The sequence below is a fragment of the Kitasatospora sp. NPDC051914 genome, assembly GCF_040680995.1.
Taxonomy (GTDB): domain Bacteria; phylum Actinomycetota; class Actinomycetes; order Streptomycetales; family Streptomycetaceae; genus Kitasatospora.
On record NZ_JBFAXX010000001.1, the window covers coordinates 335,669 to 356,847 of the forward strand.

Sequence of the window (21,179 nt, forward strand, 5' to 3'; positions counted from 1 at the left end):
TGCGGACCCTGCCCGCCCGGCCGCCGGCCCGCGGCCGTCTCCCCGGCTCCACCGTGAAGCTCCGGCCCTGCTCCGGTTCACGCACACTCCGCTCCGATCCGTCGACGCCGATGACACCCCCCGCCCGTACAGACGCGTCGGGCACGGGACGGCGTCACGTGATCTTCGTCATGGCCACGGCGGGAACCGGCGTGCGGCGTCAGACGTCCCGTCGGTGACGGAGGATCAGCCGTTCGGCGACCGGGAGGTCGAGCAGCCGGCCGATCCAGGCGCCGGGGACGTAGGCATGCTCCAAGGAGACTCCTGCGCCGGTGAGGGCCGCCGGCCGGAGCCGGAAGGTCACGCCGGTGAAGATCGGCGCGTACGAGCGGACCATCCGCGTCAGAGCGGTTCGCCGAGCGGGCCGTACTCGTCTTCGAGGCTCTCGGCCCAGTGGGCGGCGAAGTCCGGCTGCCTGCCGTCGGCGTCGGTGAAGCCGTACTCGCGGTACAGGCCCCAGGTGGCCAGTGCCCGGCCGGACTTGGCCATGACGTCGGGGTCGGCGGCCAGTGCGGCCACCGCCCGCCCCAGGTAGGCCGGGGTCTCGGAGTGCGCGAAGTTCGGGTCCTGGGCGGCGCCGTCCAGCCAGTTGGCCTCGGTGACGCCGAAGTGGTCCAGCAGGGCCTCGGAGCGCAGGAAGCCGGGCGTGATCGCCACGGCTGCGACGCCGTGCGGCTTCAGCTCGGCGGCCTGCGCGAAGGCGAGGCGGATCACCGTCGACTTCGCCAGGTCGTAGAAGAACGAGCCGCGGTAGCGGGCGGTGTTGCCGTCGGTGACCTCCACGACCAGGCCGCTGCCACGGGCGACCATCAGCGGCAGTGCGAACCGGCTGGTGATCACGTGGGTCTCCACGGCCCGGCGCAGCAGCCGCAGGCCGGTCTCCAGGTCCTGCTCCCACAGCGGGTGCTCCCAGTCCGTCAGCGGATCGCCGCCCCACACGGAGTTGACCAGGACGTCGAGCCGCCCGTCCCGCTCGGCCGCGATCCGCTCGACGAGCGCCCGGACCTCGTCCGGCCGGCTGTGGTCGGTGCGGACGGGGATGCCCGTACCACCTGCCGCGGTGACCCGCCCGGCGGTCTCCTCGATGGTCTCCGGGCGGTCCAGGTCGGAGCGCCCGTCCGTGCTGCTGCGCCCGGTGACGTACACCGTGGCGCCGGCCGCGCCGAGTTCGACGGCGATGCCCCGCCCGCCGCCGCGGGTGGCTCCGGCGACCAGTGCCACCTTGCCGGCCAGGGGCCGCGGGTCGGTCGTCATGCTTCCTCCGGGTTGTCGTGGTGGGCGGTGTGCGGGGCCAGGAGGGTGGCGAGCTCGTGCGCGAGGCGCTGGGCGAGGGTGCCGTGGCGTTCCAGCGCCCAGGTGAGGCCCGCGCCTGCGGTGATCGCCTGGACGGACCCGGCCAGGGCTGCCGTGTCGGTGCCGGCCCGGAGCTCACCGGTGGCCGCGGCATCCGCCAGGAGCCGTTCGATCGCCCGGCGCTGCGCCAGGTGTGCTGCCAGGGCGTGCTCGTGGAGCTGCGGGTCGGTGAGGTCCGTGCACAGGAAGGCCAGGTGGTTGGCGAAGCGCTCGGGCGTGTCCATCGGGGCGAGCCATTCGGTGACCAGGGCCGACAGCGCGTCGAGTGCCGTCCCGTGCTCCGTGCGCGCCCGCTCGGACACGGCGTCGGCGTCCTTCACGGACTGTTCGGCGAGCGCCGCCAGGAGACCGCGCTTGGAACCGAACCGCTGGACGAGGGTGCCGGGCACCAGCCCGACCTCCCGGGCCACGGCAGCCAGCGTCAGCCCCGCAGGGCCGACCCGTCCGACCACCTCGGCGGCCGCGCGGAGGATCACCACGTCGTCGATCCCACGAGGGCGTCCGGCCATTCCCACTCCCGCCATTAATAAATGCCTGTTCATTCATTAAAGCGTCCGACCCGTGGGACGGCAAGCCGCGCCGGCTCCGGCCGGGCAGGGGGACCCCCTGGCGAGCCGTTCGCGGCCGCTCGATTATGATCAGCCGAGTACAGCGTCCCTTCGGAGGTCGCCGGGCGCCGTCCCGGTCGGCCTCGGCGGCCGGAGGCGACTCATCTCACCGGAGCGGGGCCAGTGAGAGCCTTCGGACCACTGTCATCGTCGTGTCCCGAACTTGCCGCGCTCTGCAAAGACTTGGGAAAACGATGACTTCTCTGTCCGGGCGCGGCCGCACCGCTGTCACCGCCGTCCTGTCCTCCGCCCTCCTGCTGAGCGCCTGCAGCGCAGGCAGCTCCGCGAAGGGCGAGGCGGACCTCCACGAACAGCTCCCCGAGGCCGTCAAGAAGGCCGGCGTGATCCACGTCGGCGCCTCCCTCACCGCCGCACCGGTGGTCTTCCGCGGCCCGGACGGCGGGCCGGACGGCCTGGACCCCGACCTCGCCGCCGCCATGTCCAAGGTCCTCGGCGTCAAGCTCGAGTTCCAGGACGTCGGCCCGTTCAGCAACGTGCTGCCCGGGCTGCTGGAGAAGAAGTACGACATCGCGATGTCCGGCATCACCGACAACCTCAACCGCCGCCAGGGGCTGGACAAGAGCGGCAAGCAGGTCAACGACGGGGTCGACTTCGTCGACTACTACATGGCCGGCATCGGCATCATGGTCGGCAAGGGGAACCCCGAGAAGATCGCCAAGATCGACGACCTGTGCGGACACGGCGTCGCCGTGAAGAAGGGCACCACGCACAACGACCTCGCCGTCCGGCAGAAGGCCGTCTGCGACGGCCTCGGCAAGCCGCTGAAGGTCCTCGAGACCACGGACGACGCCGCAGCCATGGACGACGTGCGCAGCAACCGGGCCGACGCCTACGTCACCGACTACCCCAAGGCGCTCTACAACTCCCAGGCGGTGGCAGGCGGCCAGGCCTTCGACATCGCAGGGCCGCAGCTCCAGCCCAAGCCGTACGGCATCGCCCTGCGCAAGAGCGACCAGCAGCTGCGCGACGTCCTGGCGAAGGCGATGCGGCGGCTGGTCGCCGACGGGACGTACGAGGAGATCCTCACCCGGCGGAAGCTCACCGTGGGCGCCATCCAGAGCCCGGTGGTCAACGGAGGCACCAGCTGATCCGGCAGTCGGGCACCCCGTGAGGGGCGTGGGGGCACCTCCCGGCCGAAGGCTGGGGGAGAACCGCGCGAACCGGAGGGAGCGGCGCCGCACCCACCGACTCGCGCGGTTCCCCGATGCCGGGGCTCCGTGTATCGCGGGCATATCGAAAATCGCATACGCCACCGCAACGGCCCTCCGGCTCCAATGGGGGCATGAACCACACCGCATCCCTGCCGGCACCGCCCCGCCGCACGCGCAGGATCGTGCTCACCGGCCTGGCGGTCCTCGGTCTGGCGAGCGCCGCGTTCGTCGTGCGGCGGCCGCTGATGATGTCCGCTCCGAGGTGCATGGCCGGGCGGTGGCACGGCTGCTTCGACACGTTCAACGGTGTGGTGCTCATGACGCTGGTCACGTTGCCGTTGGCCGCGCTGGTGGCGTGGGCCCTGGCGCGCCGTCGGCGTGCCGCCGGCGTCGCGTCGGCGTGGCCGATGTCGCTGGCCGAGGTCGGCATGGTCCACGGGACGGTGCCGTTCCTCTGGTTGACCATGATGCCGGGCGCCGGGGCCGGTACCGTCCCCGGCCGGGTGAGCCTGGTACCGCTGCGGGACCTGCTCACGATGGGGCCGCTCGGGACGGTCGGCAACCTGCTGGTCTTCGCGGCGCTGGGGTTCTTCGCCCCGATGCGGTTCGCGGCGCTGGCGTCCGTGCCGCGGATCCTGGCACTCGGGGCGGGCTGCTCGGTCCTGGTCGAGACCGCACAGTACGTCCTGCAGCTGGACCGGGTGTCCTCCGTGGACGACGTCCTGGTCAACGCCGCCGGCGCCGTGCTGGCCGCACTGGCGTCGCGCCGCTGGTGGCGCACCGCGGCGGAAGCGCCGTCCGGGCGCGAGTAGTCGCGGTACGGGTTCTCGGCCCGGCGCGGACCTCCCCGCCTGCTCCGCCACGCCTCGACCTGGACCGGTGCGCACACGTCCTTGCATACGTCGGCGATATGTCCTGCTGCTTAGGCTTCGGGCATGCGCGTACTGATCGTGGAGGACGAGCCCTACCTGGCCGAAGCCGTCCGTGACGGCCTGCGGCTGGAGGCGATCGCCGCCGACATCGCCGGCGACGGCGACTCCGCCCTGGAACTGCTCGGCGTCAACTCCTACGACCTCGCGGTCCTCGACCGCGACATCCCCGGCCCCTCCGGCGACGAGGTCGCCCGGCGCATCGTCGCCTCCGGCAGCGGCATCCCGATCCTCATGCTCACCGCCGCGGACCGGATCGACGACAAGGCTTCCGGGTTCGAGCTCGGCGCCGACGACTACCTCACCAAGCCGTTCGACCTGCGGGAGCTCGTCCTGCGGCTGAGGGCGCTCGACCGCAGACGCGCGTACGCCCGGCCCCCGGTCCGCGAGATCGCGGGGCTGCGGCTCGATCCCTTCCGCCGGGAGGTCTTCCGCGACGGACGCTACGTCGCGCTCACCCGCAAACAGTTCGCCGTGCTGGAAGTCCTCGTCGCCGCCGAGGGCGGGGTCGTCAGCGCCGAGGAGCTGCTGGAACGGGCCTGGGACGAGAACGCCGACCCCCTCACCAACGCCGTGCGCATCACCGTCTCCGCCCTGCGGCGGCGGCTCGGCGAACCGTGGATCATCGCCACGGTGCCCGGCGTCGGCTACCGGATCGACGCCGGCACGGACACCACCGCCCCCGGCAGTGCGCATGCCTAGACGTCCGGGGCTCAGCGTCCGACTGAAGCTCACCCTCAGCTATGCCGGATTCCTCTTCGTCGCCGGCACCCTCCTGCTGGCCGTGGTGTGGATGTTCCTGCTGCGCTACGTGCCCGACAACAGCCAGGGCCTGCTCGGGATCTCGCCCAACCGCTACCTCCTCGTGCACACCTTCGCCCCCGCTGCGGCCGTGGCGATGGTCTTCCTCCTGGTGTTCGGCCTGGTCGGAGGATGGTTCCTGGCCGGCCGGATGCTCGCGCCGCTCACCCGGATCACGGCCGCGGCACGGACGGCCGGGAACGGGGCGCTGTCCCACCGGATCCGCATGGAGGGCCGCCAGGACGAATTCCGTGAGCTCTCCGACGCGTTCGACTCGATGCTCGAACAGCTCGAGTCCCACGTCGCCGAGCAGCAGAGGTTCGCCGCGAACGCCTCCCACGAACTGCGCACCCCGCTGGCGATCTCGCGGACGCTCCTCGACGTCGCCCGCAAGGACCCCACGCGGGACCGGGGCGAACTCGTCGAACGCCTGTACGCCGTCAATGCGCGGGCGATCGACCTCACCGAGGCCCTCCTGCTGCTCAGCCGCGGCGACCGCGGTGACTTCCCGCGCGAGAGCGTCGACCTCTCGCTCGTCGCCGAGGAAGCCGCCGAAACGCTGCTTCCCCTCGCCGAACAGCGCCGGATCACGCTCGACGTCACCGGCGGGGCGGCCCGGACGAGCGGCTCCGCGGAGCTCCTGCTGCGGATGGTGACGAACCTCGTCCAGAACGCCGTCGTCCACAACCTCCCCGCCGGCGGCACCGTGACGGTCCACACCGGGACGCACGGCGACACGAGCGTGCTGCGGGTCGAGAACACGGGCCGCCGGCTCCCACCGGAACTGGTACCGACCCTCACCGAACCCTTCCGGCGCGGAACGGAACGCGTACGCACCGACGAGCACGCCGGCGTCGGCCTCGGCCTGGCCATCGTGCACAGCATCGTCCGCGCCCACGGCGGGACCCTCGACCTGGCCCCCCGACCCGCCGGCGGTCTCCTCGTCACGGTCCGGCTCCCCGGCACGCCGTAGGTGCGCCCCCGAGCCCGGCGCCGCTACGGGCGGGTCGCCTCGTACCCGGGCACCGGGGCCGCGGTGGTCCGGGGCGCCGGGCGCACGGCCAGGGTCGGACAGGCCAGCCCGGCGAAGACGGCCGCAGCGTACGAGCACTACCGGCGCGCCGCGAAGTCCACCGCCAGCCTCGCCGAGCAGCGCCACCCGGAGTCCCGCGCCGGCCGGGTCGGGCCGTAGGAATTGCCCGCCGCCCCGGGTGTCAGGGGATGCGGATGGTGAGCGCCGCGGTGTGCACCTGGCCGCCGGTCTGGAACTGGAGGAAGAGCCGCCAGTTCCCCGGGCTGCCGAGCATGGCGTGGAAGGTCAGCACGGGCCCGCCGCCGTTTCCGGTCACCGGGTTCATCGGGTGGAGGTGGGCCAGCGCCTGGTCCCCCTCGTGGAAGGCGCTCAGGTGGGCGTAGCTGTCCAGGTACGGCTGGAGGTCGGTGACCGGCCGGCCGTCCGCGCTGACGGTGGCGGTGATCCGGTGGCTCCCGCCCGCCGCCGGCGCCACCTGCAGGGCGACGGTGTGGCCGTCGGCGGTGGCGCTGCCCGCCGCGGCGGGCAGGGGAGCGGTGGCGGCGGCGCCCGGGACGGTCACCGTGCGGCTGAGGACCGTCTCGCGCCCCTTGCGCGGGCCCGTCGCGGGCGTGAACGCGGCGTACAGCCGCCAGCTGCCCGGGTCGAGCGCGGCCAGGTCGGCCGTCCACCCGCCGTCCGGTGCCATCGCCGGATGCAGGTGCTGATAGCCGGTGAGGTCCGAGCGGATCGCATAGAAGTGCACCTTCTTGGTCTGGACGTCGGCGAAGTCGGTGACCGTCCGCCCGTCCGGCCCGGTGACGCTGAACGGGTACCCCACCGGCCGCCCGGCCGGAAGCTCGGCGACCGCCGACTCCAGGCGGTAGCCGCCCACCTCGGCAGCGAGCCCCTGATCGGCCGCGGGCACCACGGCCACCGGCGGAACGGCCGTCGCGGCGCTGCCGGGGGACGGCGGCGCGGTCCGTGCGGGCGCAGGGGACCGGGCCCACGCGGCGAGCGCGAGGACGAGCACCGCGGGAATCGCGGACGCCAGGGCCCAGCCACGGGAGTACGGGCGAGGAGACGCGGCCATCGGGGCCTCTTTCCGGTAGAACGGCACTGCCGAGATGCAGGGCACGGGCGACTGCGCACACCCGCACAGAACAGGAGATCCGCAGCAGGCCCCCGAATAACCGAAACCGCCCGCCCGCGGCATGCGGCCTGGGTGGCCCCAAAACCGGTTGTCCCCTCGATCGGGCGTGCGGCACAGTAGGTGCATCGCGCCGGACGACCAGGAAGGAGCGCGACCGTGAACACCACCACCCGTGGCCAGTCCTATCAGCGCTCCTCGAGTTCCCAGTACAGCGGGACGTCCTCGTAGCGCGCTGACCGGCCCCTGTGGCCGGGCCGCCCGAGGGGACCGCTCCCCGCCCGGGCGGCCCTTTTTCGTGCCGCCCACCCGTGCCGGATGGTGCAACTGGCAGCACGCCTGACTCTGGATCAGGAAGTTCGGGGTTCGAATCCTCGTCCGGCAGCGCAATACACCAGGAGAGTTGGCCGAGTGGTAAGGCAGCGGCTTGCTAAGCCGTCGTCGGGGTCACACCCGCGCGCGTTCGATCCGCGCACTCTCCGCGCAGCACGAGCAGCAGTTCACGGAGGGGACCGCGGCCGGCAGGCTGCACCGGCCGCGGTCCCCTCCGCCAGGGGCGAGCTGGGCACTGGAGAGCCCAAGGGTCTGTAAAACCCCCGCTTCGGCTGTGGCGGTTCGAATCCGCCCTCGCCCACCACACCTTCGACCACGAGCGCTCAACGAGCCGGTCTGCCGACCGGGGGCCGTGAGCGTGTCAGTCGAGGTCGATCGGCCCGCGTGCGAGAAGCGGGTGCCCTCCGGCATCCGGAAGGACGACGAGAAACCGCCACCGGGTGTCCTCGACGAGGGCCAGCCCGGCCGTTGCGGCCGAGCCCAGTGCCTCCGCGGCGGGCCCCGCACCGTCGGTCAGCCGGTCGAGCTTCGCGTAGTCCTTCATCAGATCTGCGGCCGGGCCGCTGATCCACAATCGGACCTTCGCCCCTTCGCGGAGTGTCGCGAGCAGGTCGTCGCGGAGTCGTCCCGGCGCCGCGTTCAGGACCCGCTCGTGAAGGCGCTCCTGAACGCACGGCTGTGTCGGGGCAGCGGCAGCCAGCCGGCGGCACCGCCGACAGGACTGCAGGGCGTCGGGTTGGAACAGATGCAGATAGCGCGTGATGCACCGGGCCGATATGCCGCACAGCGTCCCACGCGCGCCTGTCGCATGGTCGACCCCTGGAACACCGTTCACCTGGCACGCGCCGAACCGGGCCGGCTCTCGCGCCGTGGCGAACGACCAGCCGTTGTCCGGGGCAGAGATCATGCGGGCGAGCATGCCACAGCCATGCACCTTCCCTTGAACCGCCACCACCCTTGCCGATGAGCCTCCGGCCACTCGGGTGGCCGAGGCCGATCCCGTGACTGCGGGCCGGACGGTGGCGCTACCGTGAGCGGATGAGTGAGGAACCGACTCCGCAGGTGTTCTCGAACCGCTGGGCCGACGCCGTCGGTTCCGACGGTGCCGTCCCGGCGCGTGATTTCTGCAACTGTGTCGCGCAGCGTGGCAGCAGGCCGCGGCGGCGGGTCGAATTCCATTCGGACCGTCAGGACACCACGGCGCCGGGATGGATACGCCTGCTGGAACTGGTAGAGGAGGCGGCGGCCGACGGGCGGGAGGTCTTCAAGCCGCTGGTGGAGCTCACGGCGGAACAGCGGCGACAGGTCGTCACCCTGCCGCCGACCATCGCCAAGCTCACCTCGGTGAAGCACCTGGTGCTGTACGGCAGCAACCTGGTGCGGATCCCGCCCGAGATCGGTGCGATGACGAGCCTTGAGGAGTTCACCCCGTACACCTCGTACCGGCTGCACTGGTTCCCGTACGAGATCACACGGTGCCCGAAGCTGGAGCGCAGCACGGTGAGCACCCGCGCGCTCTACGGCAACTACAAGCACCGGCCGCCCTTTCCGCTGTTGTCGGCCGCAGCGGCTGACGCTCGGGGCGTCGAGGACCTCGACCCCGGTGTGTGGGGCGCGGCCGCGATCCGCACGTGCAGCGTCTGTGACCGACCCACCGAGGCGGTGGACCTCCGCCAGGTCTGGATCTCGCTGCGGACGTCGGGCGCCGACGTCCTGCCGCTGCTGGTCAATGCCTGCTCGGCGGCGTGCATCGATGCCCTGCCCGTGCCGGCCGAGGGCTACGTCCGGGTGCCGCACACCGGCGGGCCGGGCGTCGACCAGCCGCCGGCCGACTGATGGACCCGCTGACGCCCCCGGGACAGTCCGAATAACCGGATGCGACCGGACCGGGCCGGTCCCTACGGTGGGGGGATGGAGTCGGTTCTGGTCAGGCCGATGCGCGAGGACGATCTCGCCTCGGTGGAACGCGCATCCGCGGTGACGTTCTTCGAGGCGGAGCGGAGCACCCGGCGGGTCAGCGACCCGGAGGCCAGGCCGCGTTCGGCAGTTGCCTCGCAGCAGTGGATCGACCGCATGCGGTACTACCTGGGCGTCGACCCGGGAGGCTGCTGGGTCGCCGTGGCGGAGGAGTCCGGCGCCTCCGAGGTCGTGGGCTTCGCCGTCTCGCAGAACCGCGGGCCCCTGTGGATCCTCGCGACCTACGGCGTGCTGCCGAGCCACCAGGCCCGCGGCATCGGGAAGCGGCTGATGGACGCCGCGCTCCGTCACGCCGACGGACGCCCCGGCATCTTCTCCTCGAGCGTCCATGCGGGTGCCACCCGCCGGTACCGGCTGGCGGGATTCTCCCTGCACCCGGAGATGCGGATGGTAGGCACCGTCGACCGGTCCACGCTCCCCGCGGTCCACGGCCTGCAGGACGGCCGGGCCGACGACTTCGAGTGGATGGACCGGCTGGACCGGGACCTGCGCCTGGCCGGCCACGGCCCCGACCACGGCTACATGCTCGACACCCTGCGGCTGGTCGTGTCCCGGGACACGGCGAAGCCGGGATACGTCTACATCGACGACCGCGGGCGGGCCTCGCTGCTGGCCGCCGCCCACCCGGAGACCGCACGGAAGCTGCTGTGGGAGGCCCTGGCCTCCTCGCAGGGCGACACCTTGGTCAACTGCATCACCACCCCCAACGAATGGGCGATCGACGTCGGCCTGGCCGCCCGCCTCGACATCGGCCAGGAGGGCTACATCGCCGTCCGCGGCATGCCCGTCCCGGCCCCCTACCTCGCCAGCGGGCACTTCCTCTGAAGCCTGCGGCTCTCCGCCGTCCGCGGGGCTGACCCGGCTTCGTGGCAGGGCAAGCGAGCACGGTGGTGCTGATGTACGGACTTCCCGGGGCGGGCAGGACCACCTACGCCACGGGACCGGTGCGACGGGGCCACGCCCGGCTCTCGATCGACGAGGCGGTCCGGCAGCGGCCCCGGCCGGCGCACCCCCAGGGGTGAGCCGGCCGGGCCCGGAACGCCGGCGTCAGGGCGTGCTGCGCACCACGGGAATCCACAGTTCGGCATCGGCATGCGCGCCGTCCGGCGACAGCCGGGTACTGAGGATCTCCGGGCCCGGCCTGCTCTCGTACGGGTTGGACGGGAACCACTGGGTGAACACGTCCCGCCACATGTACTGCAGGGCCTGCGGGAACGGCCCCGAACTGTCGAACACCGCCCACGTCCCGGCCGGCACCGGGAGCGCGTCCAGACCCTCGGGCGCCGGACGGCCGGTCACCGCCGCGTGGTAGTAGTCGACGTCGATCCCCTCGGCGCGCCCCGTGGCAGGCAGCACGCTCACCGACACCACCCCGGCCGGCTCCTGGTCGCTGAGCTGCGCGATCTGTTGCACGGTCTCCTTGCCGAGGCCCCGGATGAAGGCGGCGATCGCCGGATTCACCCCCTCGTGCACCAGCGGGACGGTCACCCTGCACCCGACCACCCGGAACTCCTCCTTCTCCACGATCCGGTACCGCATACTGCTACTCCCTTCGACGACGAGGCGGAAGGACATCCGGGGCTGGGACTGCAGCGCTGCGCCGGTCTCCCTGGCCTCACGCGGCCCGACGCCGTGCATGGCGCGGAACGCCCGGGCGAACGCCTCGCCGGAGCCGTAGCCGTGGCGCACCGCGATGTCGAGCAGTGTCCGTCGCCCGGCCAGCACTTCGGCACCGGCGAGGGTCAGGCGCCGCCGCCGGACGTACTCCGACAGCGGGATGCCCGCCAGTGCGGAGAACAGCCGCCGCAGGTGGTACTCCGACGTCGCCGCGACACGGGCGAGTTCGGCCGCCTCGATCTCCTCGCCGAGGTGGCCCTCGATGTACTCCATGGCCTGGTTCAACCGCTCCAGCACCCCGGTCTCCTTCCTGTTCTGCCGTCCACGCTAGGCCGCCGCGCCGGCCGCCCACCCGACATCCTGTGCCCGTTCCGGTCTGGTCGCCGACCGCGCCGAGTGGCGGGGCCGCCCGGGCAGGCGTGCAGCAGGTAGTGAACCGCAGCGACCGCCCGGGCCATGACCGCGGGCCGCTGCGACCGCACCCCACTGTGACGGAACGTCACGGAGCCGGAGCGAAGCGCGGGTTCGTTGTCACAGCGAGTGAGCACAGTTGTGCGGCCCGCTGAGCGGGGGAGAATGGAGGGGCGGGGCGGACACACGAGCCCGCCCTTCCCTGCGCGCAGCGCCGAGGGCGCCCTGCCGCCGGTCCGGCTGCCCCGGGTCGGCCACGGCGGACAGCGCGCCCCAGCCCCGGCGCGTCGCGATCCGAGTCACGGTCACCGCCGTCGACGCATCCGTCCTCTTCGGGGTGTTCTTCGGAAGAAGTGTTCCGAAATGGCTTTGTCGTACGAAGAACTCCGCCATCTGTCGCGTGAGGTGGGGTTCGAGGAGAGCGAGGTCGACGTTGCCGCCGCGGTGGCGATGGCCGAGTCGACCGGTCGGCCGGAAGCGGTCGGCGACGAGAACCCGGCCAACGCGAAGTGGGGTCCCAGCATCGGCCTGTTCCAGATCAGGTCGCTCCGCCGCCCGCAGGACTTCGGGTTCCCCGACAGCCTGAGGGTGGAGGCGGCGCTGCGCGGGCCCACCTACAACGCCAAGGTCGCACGTGCGATCCAGACCCAGGCGCACGGCTGGTCGCCGTGGTCGACGTACACCAGCGGCCGCTACCGGGACTTCCTGCCGAACGGCGGCTCCGTCGGGCCGCGTCCGTCCAGGTCCGGCCTGCGCAGGTGCCTGGAGCTGCTGATGACCGAGGCGGGATACAAGGAGGGTTCGAACAACCACAACAAGTACGCCAAGGAGCTCATCGACGCCGGCAAGGCGCCGGCGTGGTGGCAGAACCAGCCCTGGTGCTACGTCTTCCAGTCCTGGGGCACCTGGCGCGCGGGTCTCGAGGACTACTGCAAGCTGTCCGCCTCCTGCCCGGACGGAGTGCGGTACTACAAGCAGAAGGGCTGGTGGTCGGAGTTCCCGATGGTCGGCGCCGAGGTGTTCTACGGCGCGGCCGGCGAGCAGTACGGCCCCGGCGGCTCCCACATCGAGCGGGTCCACCGGTTCGACCACGAGCACATCTGGACGATCGGGGGCAACACCAACCTCACCGGTGCGAGCAACGGCGACGGCGTCTACAAGCGCGGGCCGATCCGCCGCCGCGAGGTGCGGGTGTACGGGTACGGCTGCCCGCCGTTCCCGGAGGGGCGGCTCTCCGCCGACCCCCGCTGGGGCGGCCGGACCTCCGCCTCGTACACCGATCTTCCGCCGGCCACGTCGGGCCCGGACGCCCAGGACCCCAGGCCCTGGGTGTACCTCGGCCAGCTGGAGCACGCCATCGCCGCGGACGTCCTGGCGCCGACCGGCCACCGCTCGTACAGCTGGGAACAGGTGCTCGTGGTCGAGAAGGCGCTGGAGGGCGAAGGGCTGCTCGACTCCCGCTGGGCCGACGGCTCCTGGGGCACCCTGACGCTCCGGGCCTACGCCGAATGGCAGGAGCACTGCGGCTTCGCCGGAGCCGACGCCGACGGACACCCGGACCTCGAGTCCATGCAGAAGCTCGCCGACAAGTACGAATTCCGGGTCGGCAACTGACGGGCTGTCCGCAGCCCGGTCGACGGCGAAGGGAACAGCCGTGATCACCATAGGAACCTGGAACGTGGAGAACTTCTGCCGGCCCCTGCCGGCCGGCACTCCGCCCAACCCCGACAAGTGCGCCGCGAAGGACCAGGCGGCCTACGAGGCCAAGGTCGAAGCCCTGGCCGGAGTCGTCTCCGAGATCGCGCCTGACCTGCTCGGCGTCCAGGAGGTCGGCAGCCAGGAGGCCCTCGACGACCTCGTGGCCGCGCTGCCCGGCACCTGGAACACCGCGGTGTCCGACCACCCGGACCCGCGCGGCATCCGGGTCGGCGTCATCAGCCGCAGCCCGCTGCTGGACGTCCGGCAGCGGCTCGCCTTCCCCGCCCACCTCGGCGGTGTCCAGGTCGACGACGACGGCACCACCATCGACGAGATGGGCCGCGGCGGCCTCGCCGTCCGCATCGAGCCCACCCCCGGCCAGAGCGTCCACGTGGCGGTCTGCCACCTCAAGTCGAAGCTGCTCACCTTCCCCGGCGGCGGGCACAGCACCCACGACGAAGGCCTGCGCGCCCGCTTCGCCGCCTACGCGCTGTTCCGCCGTGGGGCCGAGGCCGTCACCATGCGCGACCTGGCCGACGACCTGCTGCAGGGCGACGGCAAGACGCGCGAGGTGATCGTGCTGGGCGACTTCAACGACGACTGGAAGGCCGCCACCACCCAGATCCTCTACGGCCCGCCCGGCTCCCAGATCGGCACCGGCGGCTTCGCACACCCCGACCAGGGTGACGCCAAGCGGCTGTGGAACCTCGCACCGCGCATCCTCGAACAGGGCGGCTTCTCCCGGGTCTTCGAGGGCCAGCACGAACTGATCGACCACATCATGATCAGCCACGCCCTGCTGGCCAAGGTCACGGAGGTCTCCACCGGCAACGAGAAGCTCCCGAACGTCACGGAGGCCCACCCGGCCGCCGCGCACGACAAGCCCTCCGACCACTCACCCGTCATCGCGAAGTTCGACCTGTAGCCCTGCCGCGGGGCCGGCGCCGACGTCCGGGCGGCGTCGCCCTGCGCCGGCGGTGCCGCCCGTGCCATGATGCTCGGCATGTCCGGTCGAGCACTGAGCTTCGGGACCATCGCGGAAGCCTATGAACGGCACCGGCCGGGGTACCCCGCCGAACTGTTCGACATGGTGACGGCATACGCCGGCCGTCCCCTCCTCTCTGCTCTCGAGATCGGTGCCGGGACGGGCAAGGCCACCCGTCTGTTCGCCCGACGGGGCGTCACCGTCACCGCCACCGAACCCGACGGGGCCATGCTGGCCGAGCTGCGCAAGCACGTTCCGCCGAGCGTCCGAACGGTGCAGGCCGCCTTCGAGGACCTGCGGCCCGGCGAGACGTACGGCCTGGTCTACGCCGCAGCCGCACTCCACTGGACGAACCCGGAGGGCCGGTGGCCGCGCACGGCCGCACTGCTGGAACCGGGCGGCGTGTTCGCCTCGTTCGGCGGCCCGGTCCGGTCGGCCGACCCGGCCGTGGAGGAAGCCGTCCGCACCGCAAGGGCACCGTACCTGGACACCGACGAGATCCCGTCCCCGGACGGGACACCCCCGGAGCACGACATGCAGTGGCCGGGCACGGAACTGCAGCGCTCCGAGTGGTTCACCGACGTCCAACAGCACGTGATCGCACGGCGCCTGACGCTGAGTGCCCACGACTACGTCGGCCACCTGTCCACCGTCTCCGCCTACCTCGTCCTGCCCGCCCCGCACCGGCAGCAGGTGTTCGCCCGCATCCTGCAGACCCTCCCCGACACCGTCGAGCTGTCCGCCGACATCACCGTCCACCTCGCCCGCCGCCGCAACGGGCTGTAGCACCCCGCAGCGTCCGGGCCGGCCGGCTGCGATGCCGGAACGGCAGCACCGCTCTCCGGCCGGACGTCGCCGTGGTGTCCGACGCGGCGTACTTCGTGCAGCGCGGCTCGACGGTGTACGGGCCCTGCCTGACCCGGGTCGTCCCGTCCTCGCCGCTGTCGTGGGGACGATCTTCCGCGGGCGGGTGATCCAGGGCCTGCGGGCCGGGCCGGCGGGGCGACGCCGATCCGGTGTGCGGGCTGCGCGAGGGCGTCGGGCTGCGCGTGGAGCTGCACCCCCGACGCCCCGCGTTCCGGCGGTTCCCGCGTTCACCGCCACCCGGCGGATGCCTGTCCGGTCCGAGTCTGCGACACTCCGGTGTGGCGCGACTGCCGGTCGTGCCGGTCGTGATGGCGTATGTGTGCAGCGTGACGGTTGTCTCTTGTCGGCACGCGAATGCCATGGTTTGATCACGATGTTTCTTGTGGGTGGCCACCGCCGATGGGGCGCCGCACCGGAGTGTGTCGGCATCCTGCACGCGGGGGCCGTGTCGGGGGTGATGGGGCTGTTCACGGATGCTGATCCCGTCGGAGGCGGTGACGAGCCGACTCCGGCGGAACTACGGGACCTGCAGGCGCGCGCGGACGCCCTGGCGCGGGACGTCGCCGCGATGCGGGAGCGGCTGAGACAGCAGCCGGGCCTGCCGCGCGCCGTGCGGGCGTCCCTGCCGGGTGCAGTGGACGACGCCCTCGCTCAGGCGGCACGGCGGATCGGTACCGCGGCCGAGAAACTGGCGCGGGTGCGTGCCGCCCAGTGGCAGGGGTCGTGCACGGCGTGGTGGGGGATCTGCCCCCGCTGCGGGTCGGCGCTGAGGGCGGAGGGCAGCCGGTCCTGGTGCGAGGGGTGCGGCGCCGGATGGGGCTACGACCGGTCCCAGGGCCCGTGCGGCGAGCCGGGGACCTTCCTGGCGATGGACGAGCAGGGCGGAACGGTCGTCGTGTGCGCCGCGCACGGCCGGTACATGCAGGAGCGCCTCGACGGCGGCCTGCTGCTGGAGATCCCCACGGCGTAGCCGCCGCACGCGGTCGGTCCTGGACGGCCCCCGCTGCCCCGGGCACGGCCCCGGGCAGCGGGGAGACGTTCGTCACTCGGGGAGCGAGGGCTCCTCCCTCGGCGCCGACGGCAGGGTGCGCAGGCGGACGACGGGGGAGGGGAGCAGCCCGACGACCACGGCGGCGGAGGCGGCGGCCGCGACGGTCAGGGCGCCGCGGGCGCCGATCCGGCCGGCGAGGAGGCCGGCGGACAGGCCGCCGAGGACCGCCGCCTGCGCTCCCCGGCCACCGCCCCGCGCGAACCCTGCGCCGTTCCCGTCAGTCCTCCTCGTCGTCCAGGTCGGTCTCGTCCAGGCCGTGGGCGCTCAGGAGTTCGGCGGCCTCCTGGTCGGCGCCGCGGGCCTTCAGGGCTCTGACCAGCACCAGGATCTCCTCCCAGGCGTCGCCCGGGTCGTCCAGCACGTCGAGTGCGGCCCGGGCGGCCTCTTCGGCGGCGGCGGGGTCGCCGAGCCGCAGGTGCACCTCGCCGAGCTCGGTGAGCACCGCGTTGAGCGCTCCCTCGGTCTCGGCCGGCGGCCGGCGTTCGAGCAGGGTGCGGGCGGTCAGCAGCCGGTCGGCGGCCTCGCGGTGGCGGCCGGCGGACCGCAGGTGGCGGGCGTACTGGAGCAGGAGCTCGGCGACGGTGTCCGTGTCCGCCTCCTCCGCGACGGCGGGGCCGCCGTCGGCCGCCTCGCCGAGGAGATCGTCGAGGACGCTGCCGGTTTCGCCCAACAGGCCGGCGAGGGTGTCGGAGGCGGGGCCCGTGCCGCCCCACGGGTGGCGGCGCAGTGCCTGCGCGAGGGCGGAGAGCCGGTCGGCGTCCCGGCCGGCGGCGGCGAAACCGCGGGCGGCGGACAGGTACCGGGCGGCCGCCTCCGGGCCGTGGCCCAGCCATTCACCGAGGCGGGCCTCGAGTTCGGGGCGCGGTGGCAGGGCCGGAGAAGCGGTCTGCGGATCCTGCGAGTCCAGGAGTTCGCCGAGGGCTGCCGCGGCCCGGCGCCACTCGCCGTCCTCGCGGTGGGCGCGGGCCAGCAGCCAGCGGCAGACCGCAGCCTCGCCGGCCAGCCCGAGGCGGTCCAGTTCGCGGACGGCCTCCTCGGCGGCCTCCGCGGCCTCCGCGTTCCGCTCGTCGGCCAGCAGTGCCTCGGCGGCTGCGACGCGGGTGCGGGCGGCCCCGGCGAGGTCGCCCGCGGCGGTCAGTGCCGCGACCCGGTCGACCAGCCGGCGGACCTTCTCGCCGCCGCGGTCCTGCAGGCCCCGCTCGAAGACGGACAGCGGGGTCGGCTCGCCGATCGGCCCGGCGTTCATCCACTCCCGCATCCGGGTGCTCTGGTACGTGTTGCCGTTGCGGGTGTCGAAGCGGGCCGCGACGGACAGCGCCCGTGCCCGCAGTTCCGCGGCGAGGTCGGCGACCCGGGCGTCCGGGCGGCGCCGGCCCTCCACCGCGGGGAAGCGCAGGGTCGACGCACCCTCGCCCCCGGCCTCCACGGCGGACAGGACGGCTGCGGCCGCCGCGGCGAACTCCATCTCCGCGAACGGGGTGCGCGCGCGGTCCAGCCAGGACAGGTGGCGCTCGACGAGGTCGAGGCCGCGTCCCAGGTTCCCGGAGTACACGCAGAACAGCACGTTGGAGGCCAACTCGCCCAGGTGGTGCGGGTTGTCGCGGATGCGGCGGTAGGCGCTGCGGTGCGCCTCGGCGGCCTGCTCGCCGAGGCCGGTGCGGACGTAGGGCAGCAGCAGCTCGGAGTTGATCCACTGCGGCTGCTCGGTGCAGCCGGAGCGCCGAGCGGGCTCGCCGATACGGATCGCCTCCTCGTCCCGGCCGAGCGCCACCAGCGTCCGCACCTGGCTGCTGGGCACGCAGCCGGAGCAGTCGGACAGCCCGTCACGGCGGGTCAGCGCCATCTGCTCGTAGAAGTCCTGCGCCTGCTCGAGGTCGCCGAGGCTCTCGGCGACCAGGCCGCGGTGCTGGAGGACGGCGTGCATGCTGTGGCCGCCGCGGCGGTAGCGCCGCTCCATGTCGTCCAGCAGGTCGAGCGTCCGCCCGAGCGGGACGTCGGGGAACTGCTGGACGCTGTAGACCATCCACTTGAACTGCCAGAGCAGCGTGTGCTCGTGGTGGCCGGCGAAGCGCTCGGGCTCCCGGTCGTAGGCGGCCAGGCACCAGGAGAAGGTGAGGAACGCCCTGGACGGCACCCAGCTGTGCTGGAACACCGACGTGGCCGACATGCGGACGCCGAAGGCGAACTCCACCAGCCCCAGCGCGTCGGCGTGGCGGATCACCTCCTCCAGCGCGGCGAACTTCGCCGGGCCGGCCGGCATGCCGTGGGTGCTGCGGTAGAGCTCCTGCAGTTCCTGCTCGGTACGGCTCATGCGGCACCCCCGGCGACGGCCCGGCCGATCAGGCCGAGGAAGGACTGGTTGAGCGCCGCGGTGTCCGCCGGGCGCAGCGGGTGGTGGCCGAGCAGCAGGGCCTGGACGTACAGGCCCTCCAGGCACATCTCCTGCAGCCCGGGGTCGGTCAGCGTCAGCACCTGCCTGGCCAGCGGGTTGCGGTGGTTGAGCACCAGGCGGGGCCGGGGCTCGGCGGCGGACTGGAAGCTGCCGAGGATCGCCGCCCAGGTCTCGTCCACCTGCTCGCGGGCTCCGCGGACGTCCAGCTGGAACGCGGTGTCCTCGTCCAGCAGGTACAGGGCGGGCAGGCCGGACGGCTCGAAGGAGCGCACCAGCAGGTCGCAGCCGAGCCGGGCGAGCACCCGGTCGGCCCCGGCCAGGACGGGTGCCAGCGCCTGCTCCTCGGCCGCGTCCAGCCGTTCCAGGTGCGTGGCCAGGTCGGCGGCGCGCAGCTGCTCGACCTCCAACTGCCGGTCCGTGGTGGCGAGCCGGTCGATCAGCTCGGCGTCGTAGACGTAGCCGGCGTTGACCACGGCCAGGCCCTGGGCGGCGGCCACCGGTGCCAGCTGGCGGAACTCGTCGAGCAGCGGGGTGAACCGCAGCAGCCCGTAGCGGTCGGTGAACTCGGCGAGGGTGAGCGGGCCGACGTTGGTCTCCATCGGCCAGAACTCCGTGACCAGGCGCAGCATCTCGTCGTCGTGCAGCGCGAGCGCCTTGACGCCCAGGTGGTGCACGCGCAGGAACGCCCGCAGCCGGGCCGGCTCCTGCACGCTCAGCCGCACCAGCCAGCCGCGCAGCTGCTCGCCGAGCGCGTCCCGGGTGGCCTCCAGCAGCGAGTCCTCGTACAGCGCCTCGCGGCTCGCGGTGGGCCGGAGTTCGGCGGTGTCCACCACGCAGCGGACGAAGAACGCCCACTCCGGCAGCAGCCGCTCGGCGCCCTCGGACAGCAGCATCTGCTTCAGGTACACCCGGTGGGCGGCGGGGACGGCAGGGTTGGCCGGCATCGGCAGCACGAACGCCACCCCGCGCAGGCCGGCCTCGGCGACGGCGACGTCCACCACGTCGAACGGCGTGAAGCCGAAGACGTCCTCGCAGTAGGCCTCCAGCCGGGCCCGGCGCGCGGCCGGGCTCTCCCCGTCGGGCCGCTCCCACGGGGCCCGGCCGCCGGTGACGGTCTCGCCGTCGACCGTGACCGGGTGCGGCAGCTGCGCGCCGTAGTGGGTGACCAGCCCGGTCACCGCGCGGCGGGTCAGCAAGTGCTCGCAGCCGGGGCGGGGGCGCAGGGTGACGGTGGTGCCGACCTCCTCGCGCTGCCGGTCGGCCGGGGCCCGCTCGACCTCGTAGCCGCCGTCGGAGCGGCCGCGCCACAGCACGGTGGGCTCGCCGGCGCGGCGGGTGGTCACCTCGATCGCGTCCGAGACCATGAAGCAGGACAGCAGGCCGATGCCGAACTGGCCCAGGAACTCGTGCCGGGCGAAGCCCAGGTCGTCGCGCTTGGAGCTGCGGCCGATGGTCGCCAGCAGCTCGTGGACCTGGGCCTCGCTCAGGCCTATGCCGTTGTCGCTGACGGTCAGCGAACCGTCCCCGGTCGCGTCGCCGGAGGTGATGGCGATCCGGCCGCTGTGCGGCGCCGTCCCCGCGGCGTCCCGGCGGACGGCGGTGATCGCGTCGACCGCGTTCTGCAGCAGCTCGCGGGCGTACACCTGCGGGCTGGTGTACAGGTGATGGCTCAGCAGATCGACGATTCCCCGCAGATCGACGCGGAAGGTCTGGCTCACGGACATGCTCCCTGATCTTGGCTGGGATGCACCTTAGGGCCGGCCGCCGACACAAGGGAGTGAATTTCGACCGCCCGTTCGCGGTGCGGTGTTCCGGGCCCGGCCCGTCGAGCCGTTCGAGCGGCTCCGGCCACGTCCGATGCCCGGCCTGCCGGGCGGTGTGCAACCGGTCGGCCGACGCGGGCGTCGTCCCGGTGGAGGCGTCGGCGGGACGGGGGCACTGATGGATCGACAGCTGGTCGTCGAACACGAGGAGTTGGTGCCGGTCGGCCTGGACGGCGGCCGGTCGGTGGTGGAGGTGCTCCCGCCGGCGCCCGGCGGGCCGGCCCGCGCGGTCGTGCTGCGGCTGGTGATGCCGCTGGGCCGTCCGGTGGTACGGACGCGGCTGCTGCACGAGGCCGCGGACGGTGCGGTGACGGGGGTGGAGCTCACACCGGTGGTGCGTGTCGGTCGGCAGTGCGTCCTGGAGTTCCCGGTGGAGCCCGTGGACGGCGGGGGCAGTGCGCGGTTCGAGCTGGACTGGCAGGTGCGGCGCAGGGCGGGGGAGCGCGAGGTGCCCGGGGACCAGCAGCTGATGACCCGTGTCCTCCTGGTCGCGCCCGATCCGGACCACGGCGACGAGGTCCTGGCCTCCGGGATGCTCAAGCTCCTCTGGTGCGACCCGCTGGGGCCGGAGACGGCCGGCCTCCTGCTCCTGCGGGCGGCCGACGGCGGTGCTGTGCCCGAACCGGCCGGCGACGCCCTGAGGGAGCTGGTGGCGGTGAACCGGGAGCCGTGGCCGGCCTGCCCGTACTGCGTCCTGCACTGGGAGTTGCGGCTGCTGGAGGCGGCCGACCGGGCGTGGGACGCCGCCGAGGGCTGCGGCAGCACCCGCCTCACCGAAGCGCTGGCGGCGCTGGACACCACGACCGAGGGCCGTACCCACCGCAGGCCATGTGACTGCCGGCGGCAGAACCCCGGGGCCCGCGGCCTTCCGCCGGAGATCCCGGAGGACGAACTGCGCCGCGACCTGGCCGCCGCCCGCGCCCGCCGGCTCGCCCGCCGTGCGGGGCTCGGGACCGGCTGA

20 protein-coding genes and 3 tRNA genes are annotated in these 21,179 nt (G+C 73.1%); 15 read left to right on the top strand and 8 right to left on the bottom strand.

Features of this window, described 5'->3' with window-relative positions; all coding sequences use genetic code 11:
• Nucleotides 1-199: 199 nt before the first annotated feature.
• The 3 genes from AB0M03_RS01695 to AB0M03_RS01705 are packed head-to-tail and all read right to left on the bottom strand — an operon-like array spanning nt 200 to nt 1,901.
• Nucleotides 200-376 carry a hypothetical protein gene (locus AB0M03_RS01695; RefSeq protein WP_363487202.1) on the bottom strand — a complete coding sequence of 59 codons (177 nt, stop codon included), beginning with the start codon at nt 374-376 and terminating at the stop codon, nt 200-202.
• Nucleotides 377-381: 5 nt separating this feature from the next.
• Nucleotides 382-1,293 carry an SDR family oxidoreductase gene (locus tag AB0M03_RS01700; RefSeq protein ID WP_363487204.1) on the bottom strand — a complete coding sequence of 304 codons (912 nt, stop codon included), beginning with the start codon at nt 1,291-1,293 and terminating at the stop codon, nt 382-384.
• The gene (locus AB0M03_RS01705) at nt 1,290-1,901 is read right to left on the bottom strand and encodes a helix-turn-helix domain-containing protein (protein ID WP_363487207.1); all 612 of its coding nucleotides are present in this window, start codon (nt 1,899-1,901) and stop codon (nt 1,290-1,292) included. Before AB0M03_RS01705 ends, AB0M03_RS01700 begins: the two co-directional genes overlap by 4 nt.
• Before the next feature lie 293 nt (nt 1,902-2,194).
• Between AB0M03_RS01705 and AB0M03_RS01710 the strand changes: the two genes are divergently transcribed.
• The 5 genes from AB0M03_RS01710 to AB0M03_RS01730 all read left to right on the top strand — a co-directional run bounded on the left by AB0M03_RS01710 (nt 2,195) and on the right by AB0M03_RS01730 (nt 6,094).
• The gene (locus tag AB0M03_RS01710) at nt 2,195-3,109 is read left to right on the top strand and encodes an ABC transporter substrate-binding protein (RefSeq protein ID WP_363487209.1); all 915 of its coding nucleotides are present in this window, start codon (nt 2,195-2,197) and stop codon (nt 3,107-3,109) included.
• Nucleotides 3,110-3,303: 194 nt separating this feature from the next.
• Nucleotides 3,304-3,984 (top strand): VanZ family protein, encoded by a 681-nt coding sequence (locus AB0M03_RS01715; protein WP_363487211.1) that lies wholly within the window; start codon nt 3,304-3,306, stop codon nt 3,982-3,984.
• Nucleotides 3,985-4,107: 123 nt separating this feature from the next.
• On the top strand, nt 4,108-4,803 hold the full coding sequence (locus AB0M03_RS01720) for a response regulator transcription factor (protein WP_363487214.1): 696 nt from the start codon (nt 4,108-4,110) through the stop codon (nt 4,801-4,803).
• Entirely contained in the window at nt 4,796-5,875 is a 1,080-nt protein-coding gene (locus AB0M03_RS01725) for a HAMP domain-containing sensor histidine kinase (RefSeq protein WP_363487216.1), read from the top strand. Before AB0M03_RS01720 ends, AB0M03_RS01725 begins: the two co-directional genes overlap by 8 nt.
• On the top strand, nt 5,876-6,094 hold the full coding sequence (locus AB0M03_RS01730; protein WP_363487218.1) for a hypothetical protein: 219 nt from the start codon (nt 5,876-5,878) through the stop codon (nt 6,092-6,094).
• Between the two features lie 22 nt (nt 6,095-6,116).
• Here AB0M03_RS01730 and AB0M03_RS01735 read toward each other — a convergent pair whose 3' ends face one another.
• Entirely contained in the window at nt 6,117-7,007 is an 891-nt protein-coding gene (locus tag AB0M03_RS01735; RefSeq protein WP_363487220.1) for a hypothetical protein, read from the bottom strand.
• 369 nt (nt 7,008-7,376) lie between these two features.
• Here AB0M03_RS01735 and AB0M03_RS01740 point away from each other — a divergent pair.
• The 3 genes from AB0M03_RS01740 (at nt 7,377) to AB0M03_RS01750 (ending at nt 7,701) form a co-directional block, all read left to right on the top strand.
• Nucleotides 7,377-7,449 (top strand) — tRNA-Gln (locus tag AB0M03_RS01740).
• 12 nt (nt 7,450-7,461) lie between these two features.
• Nucleotides 7,462-7,546, top strand: a tRNA-Ser gene (locus AB0M03_RS01745).
• Nucleotides 7,547-7,618: 72 nt separating this feature from the next.
• Nucleotides 7,619-7,701, top strand: a tRNA-Tyr gene (locus tag AB0M03_RS01750).
• 57 nt (nt 7,702-7,758) lie between these two features.
• Here the strand turns inward: AB0M03_RS01750 and AB0M03_RS01755 are convergent.
• The gene (locus AB0M03_RS01755; protein WP_363487222.1) at nt 7,759-8,316 is read right to left on the bottom strand and encodes a hypothetical protein; all 558 of its coding nucleotides are present in this window, start codon (nt 8,314-8,316) and stop codon (nt 7,759-7,761) included.
• A gap of 119 nt (nt 8,317-8,435) precedes the next feature.
• Here AB0M03_RS01755 and AB0M03_RS01760 point away from each other — a divergent pair, with 119 nt between their 5' ends.
• Nucleotides 8,436-9,233 carry a leucine-rich repeat domain-containing protein gene (locus tag AB0M03_RS01760; protein ID WP_363487224.1) on the top strand — a complete coding sequence of 266 codons (798 nt, stop codon included), beginning with the start codon at nt 8,436-8,438 and terminating at the stop codon, nt 9,231-9,233.
• Between the two features lie 75 nt (nt 9,234-9,308).
• On the top strand, nt 9,309-10,199 hold the full coding sequence (locus AB0M03_RS01765) for a GNAT family N-acetyltransferase (RefSeq protein WP_363487226.1): 891 nt from the start codon (nt 9,309-9,311) through the stop codon (nt 10,197-10,199).
• Between the two features lie 222 nt (nt 10,200-10,421).
• Here AB0M03_RS01765 and AB0M03_RS01770 read toward each other — a convergent pair whose 3' ends face one another.
• On the bottom strand, nt 10,422-11,288 hold the full coding sequence (locus AB0M03_RS01770; RefSeq protein WP_363487228.1) for an AraC family transcriptional regulator: 867 nt from the start codon (nt 11,286-11,288) through the stop codon (nt 10,422-10,424).
• A gap of 477 nt (nt 11,289-11,765) precedes the next feature.
• Between AB0M03_RS01770 and AB0M03_RS01775 the strand changes: the two genes are divergently transcribed.
• The 4 genes from AB0M03_RS01775 (at nt 11,766) to AB0M03_RS01790 (ending at nt 15,922) form a co-directional block, all read left to right on the top strand.
• Nucleotides 11,766-13,016 carry a hypothetical protein gene (locus AB0M03_RS01775; protein WP_363487230.1) on the top strand — a complete coding sequence of 417 codons (1,251 nt, stop codon included), beginning with the start codon at nt 11,766-11,768 and terminating at the stop codon, nt 13,014-13,016.
• Between the two features lie 40 nt (nt 13,017-13,056).
• Complete coding sequence (locus AB0M03_RS01780) at nt 13,057-14,025, top strand: endonuclease/exonuclease/phosphatase family protein (RefSeq protein WP_363487232.1); 969 nt, start codon at nt 13,057-13,059, stop codon at nt 14,023-14,025.
• A 78-nt stretch (nt 14,026-14,103) separates the two neighbouring features.
• Nucleotides 14,104-14,871: a class I SAM-dependent methyltransferase gene (locus tag AB0M03_RS01785; RefSeq protein WP_363487235.1), complete on the top strand. Its 768-nt coding sequence runs from the start codon at nt 14,104-14,106 to the stop codon at nt 14,869-14,871.
• Nucleotides 14,872-15,397: 526 nt separating this feature from the next.
• Nucleotides 15,398-15,922 carry a hypothetical protein gene (locus AB0M03_RS01790; protein WP_363487237.1) on the top strand — a complete coding sequence of 175 codons (525 nt, stop codon included), beginning with the start codon at nt 15,398-15,400 and terminating at the stop codon, nt 15,920-15,922.
• Nucleotides 15,923-16,220: 298 nt separating this feature from the next.
• Here the strand turns inward: AB0M03_RS01790 and AB0M03_RS01795 are convergent, their stop codons facing one another.
• On the bottom strand, nt 16,221-18,314 hold the full coding sequence (locus AB0M03_RS01795) for a hypothetical protein (RefSeq protein ID WP_363487239.1): 2,094 nt from the start codon (nt 18,312-18,314) through the stop codon (nt 16,221-16,223).
• A complete protein-coding gene (locus AB0M03_RS01800; RefSeq protein WP_363487241.1) occupies nt 18,311-20,113 on the bottom strand; it encodes an HSP90 family protein in 1,803 nt (600 codons plus the stop codon). The genes AB0M03_RS01795 and AB0M03_RS01800 overlap by 4 nt, the downstream gene beginning before the upstream one ends.
• A gap of 223 nt (nt 20,114-20,336) precedes the next feature.
• Between AB0M03_RS01800 and AB0M03_RS01805 the strand changes: the two genes are divergently transcribed.
• A complete protein-coding gene (locus tag AB0M03_RS01805; protein ID WP_363487243.1) occupies nt 20,337-21,179 on the top strand; it encodes a hypothetical protein in 843 nt (280 codons plus the stop codon).

Bases quoted from the DNA above. Each gene is read 5' to 3' on its own strand.
- AB0M03_RS01720 (WP_363487214.1), top strand. From the start codon at position 4,108: ATGCGCGTACTGATCGTGGAGGACGAGCCCTACCTGGCCGAAGCCGTC.
- AB0M03_RS01765 (WP_363487226.1), top strand. From the start codon at position 9,309: ATGGAGTCGGTTCTGGTCAGGCCGATGCGCGAGGACGATCTCGCCTCG.
- AB0M03_RS01700 (WP_363487204.1), bottom strand. From the start codon at position 1,293: ATGACGACCGACCCGCGGCCCCTGGCCGGCAAGGTGGCACTGGTCGCC.
- AB0M03_RS01725 (WP_363487216.1), top strand. From the start codon at position 4,796: ATGCCTAGACGTCCGGGGCTCAGCGTCCGACTGAAGCTCACCCTCAGC.
- AB0M03_RS01805 (WP_363487243.1), top strand. From the start codon at position 20,337: ATGGATCGACAGCTGGTCGTCGAACACGAGGAGTTGGTGCCGGTCGGC.
- AB0M03_RS01795 (WP_363487239.1), bottom strand. From the start codon at position 18,314: ATGAGCCGTACCGAGCAGGAACTGCAGGAGCTCTACCGCAGCACCCAC.
- AB0M03_RS01715 (WP_363487211.1), top strand. From the start codon at position 3,304: ATGAACCACACCGCATCCCTGCCGGCACCGCCCCGCCGCACGCGCAGG.
- AB0M03_RS01775 (WP_363487230.1), top strand. From the start codon at position 11,766: ATGGCTTTGTCGTACGAAGAACTCCGCCATCTGTCGCGTGAGGTGGGG.
- AB0M03_RS01705 (WP_363487207.1), bottom strand. From the start codon at position 1,901: ATGGCCGGACGCCCTCGTGGGATCGACGACGTGGTGATCCTCCGCGCG.
- AB0M03_RS01710 (WP_363487209.1), top strand. From the start codon at position 2,195: ATGACTTCTCTGTCCGGGCGCGGCCGCACCGCTGTCACCGCCGTCCTG.
- AB0M03_RS01695 (WP_363487202.1), bottom strand. From the start codon at position 376: ATGGTCCGCTCGTACGCGCCGATCTTCACCGGCGTGACCTTCCGGCTC.
- AB0M03_RS01760 (WP_363487224.1), top strand. From the start codon at position 8,436: ATGAGTGAGGAACCGACTCCGCAGGTGTTCTCGAACCGCTGGGCCGAC.
- AB0M03_RS01735 (WP_363487220.1), bottom strand. From the start codon at position 7,007: ATGGCCGCGTCTCCTCGCCCGTACTCCCGTGGCTGGGCCCTGGCGTCC.
- AB0M03_RS01785 (WP_363487235.1), top strand. From the start codon at position 14,104: ATGTCCGGTCGAGCACTGAGCTTCGGGACCATCGCGGAAGCCTATGAA.
- AB0M03_RS01755 (WP_363487222.1), bottom strand. From the start codon at position 8,316: ATGCTCGCCCGCATGATCTCTGCCCCGGACAACGGCTGGTCGTTCGCC.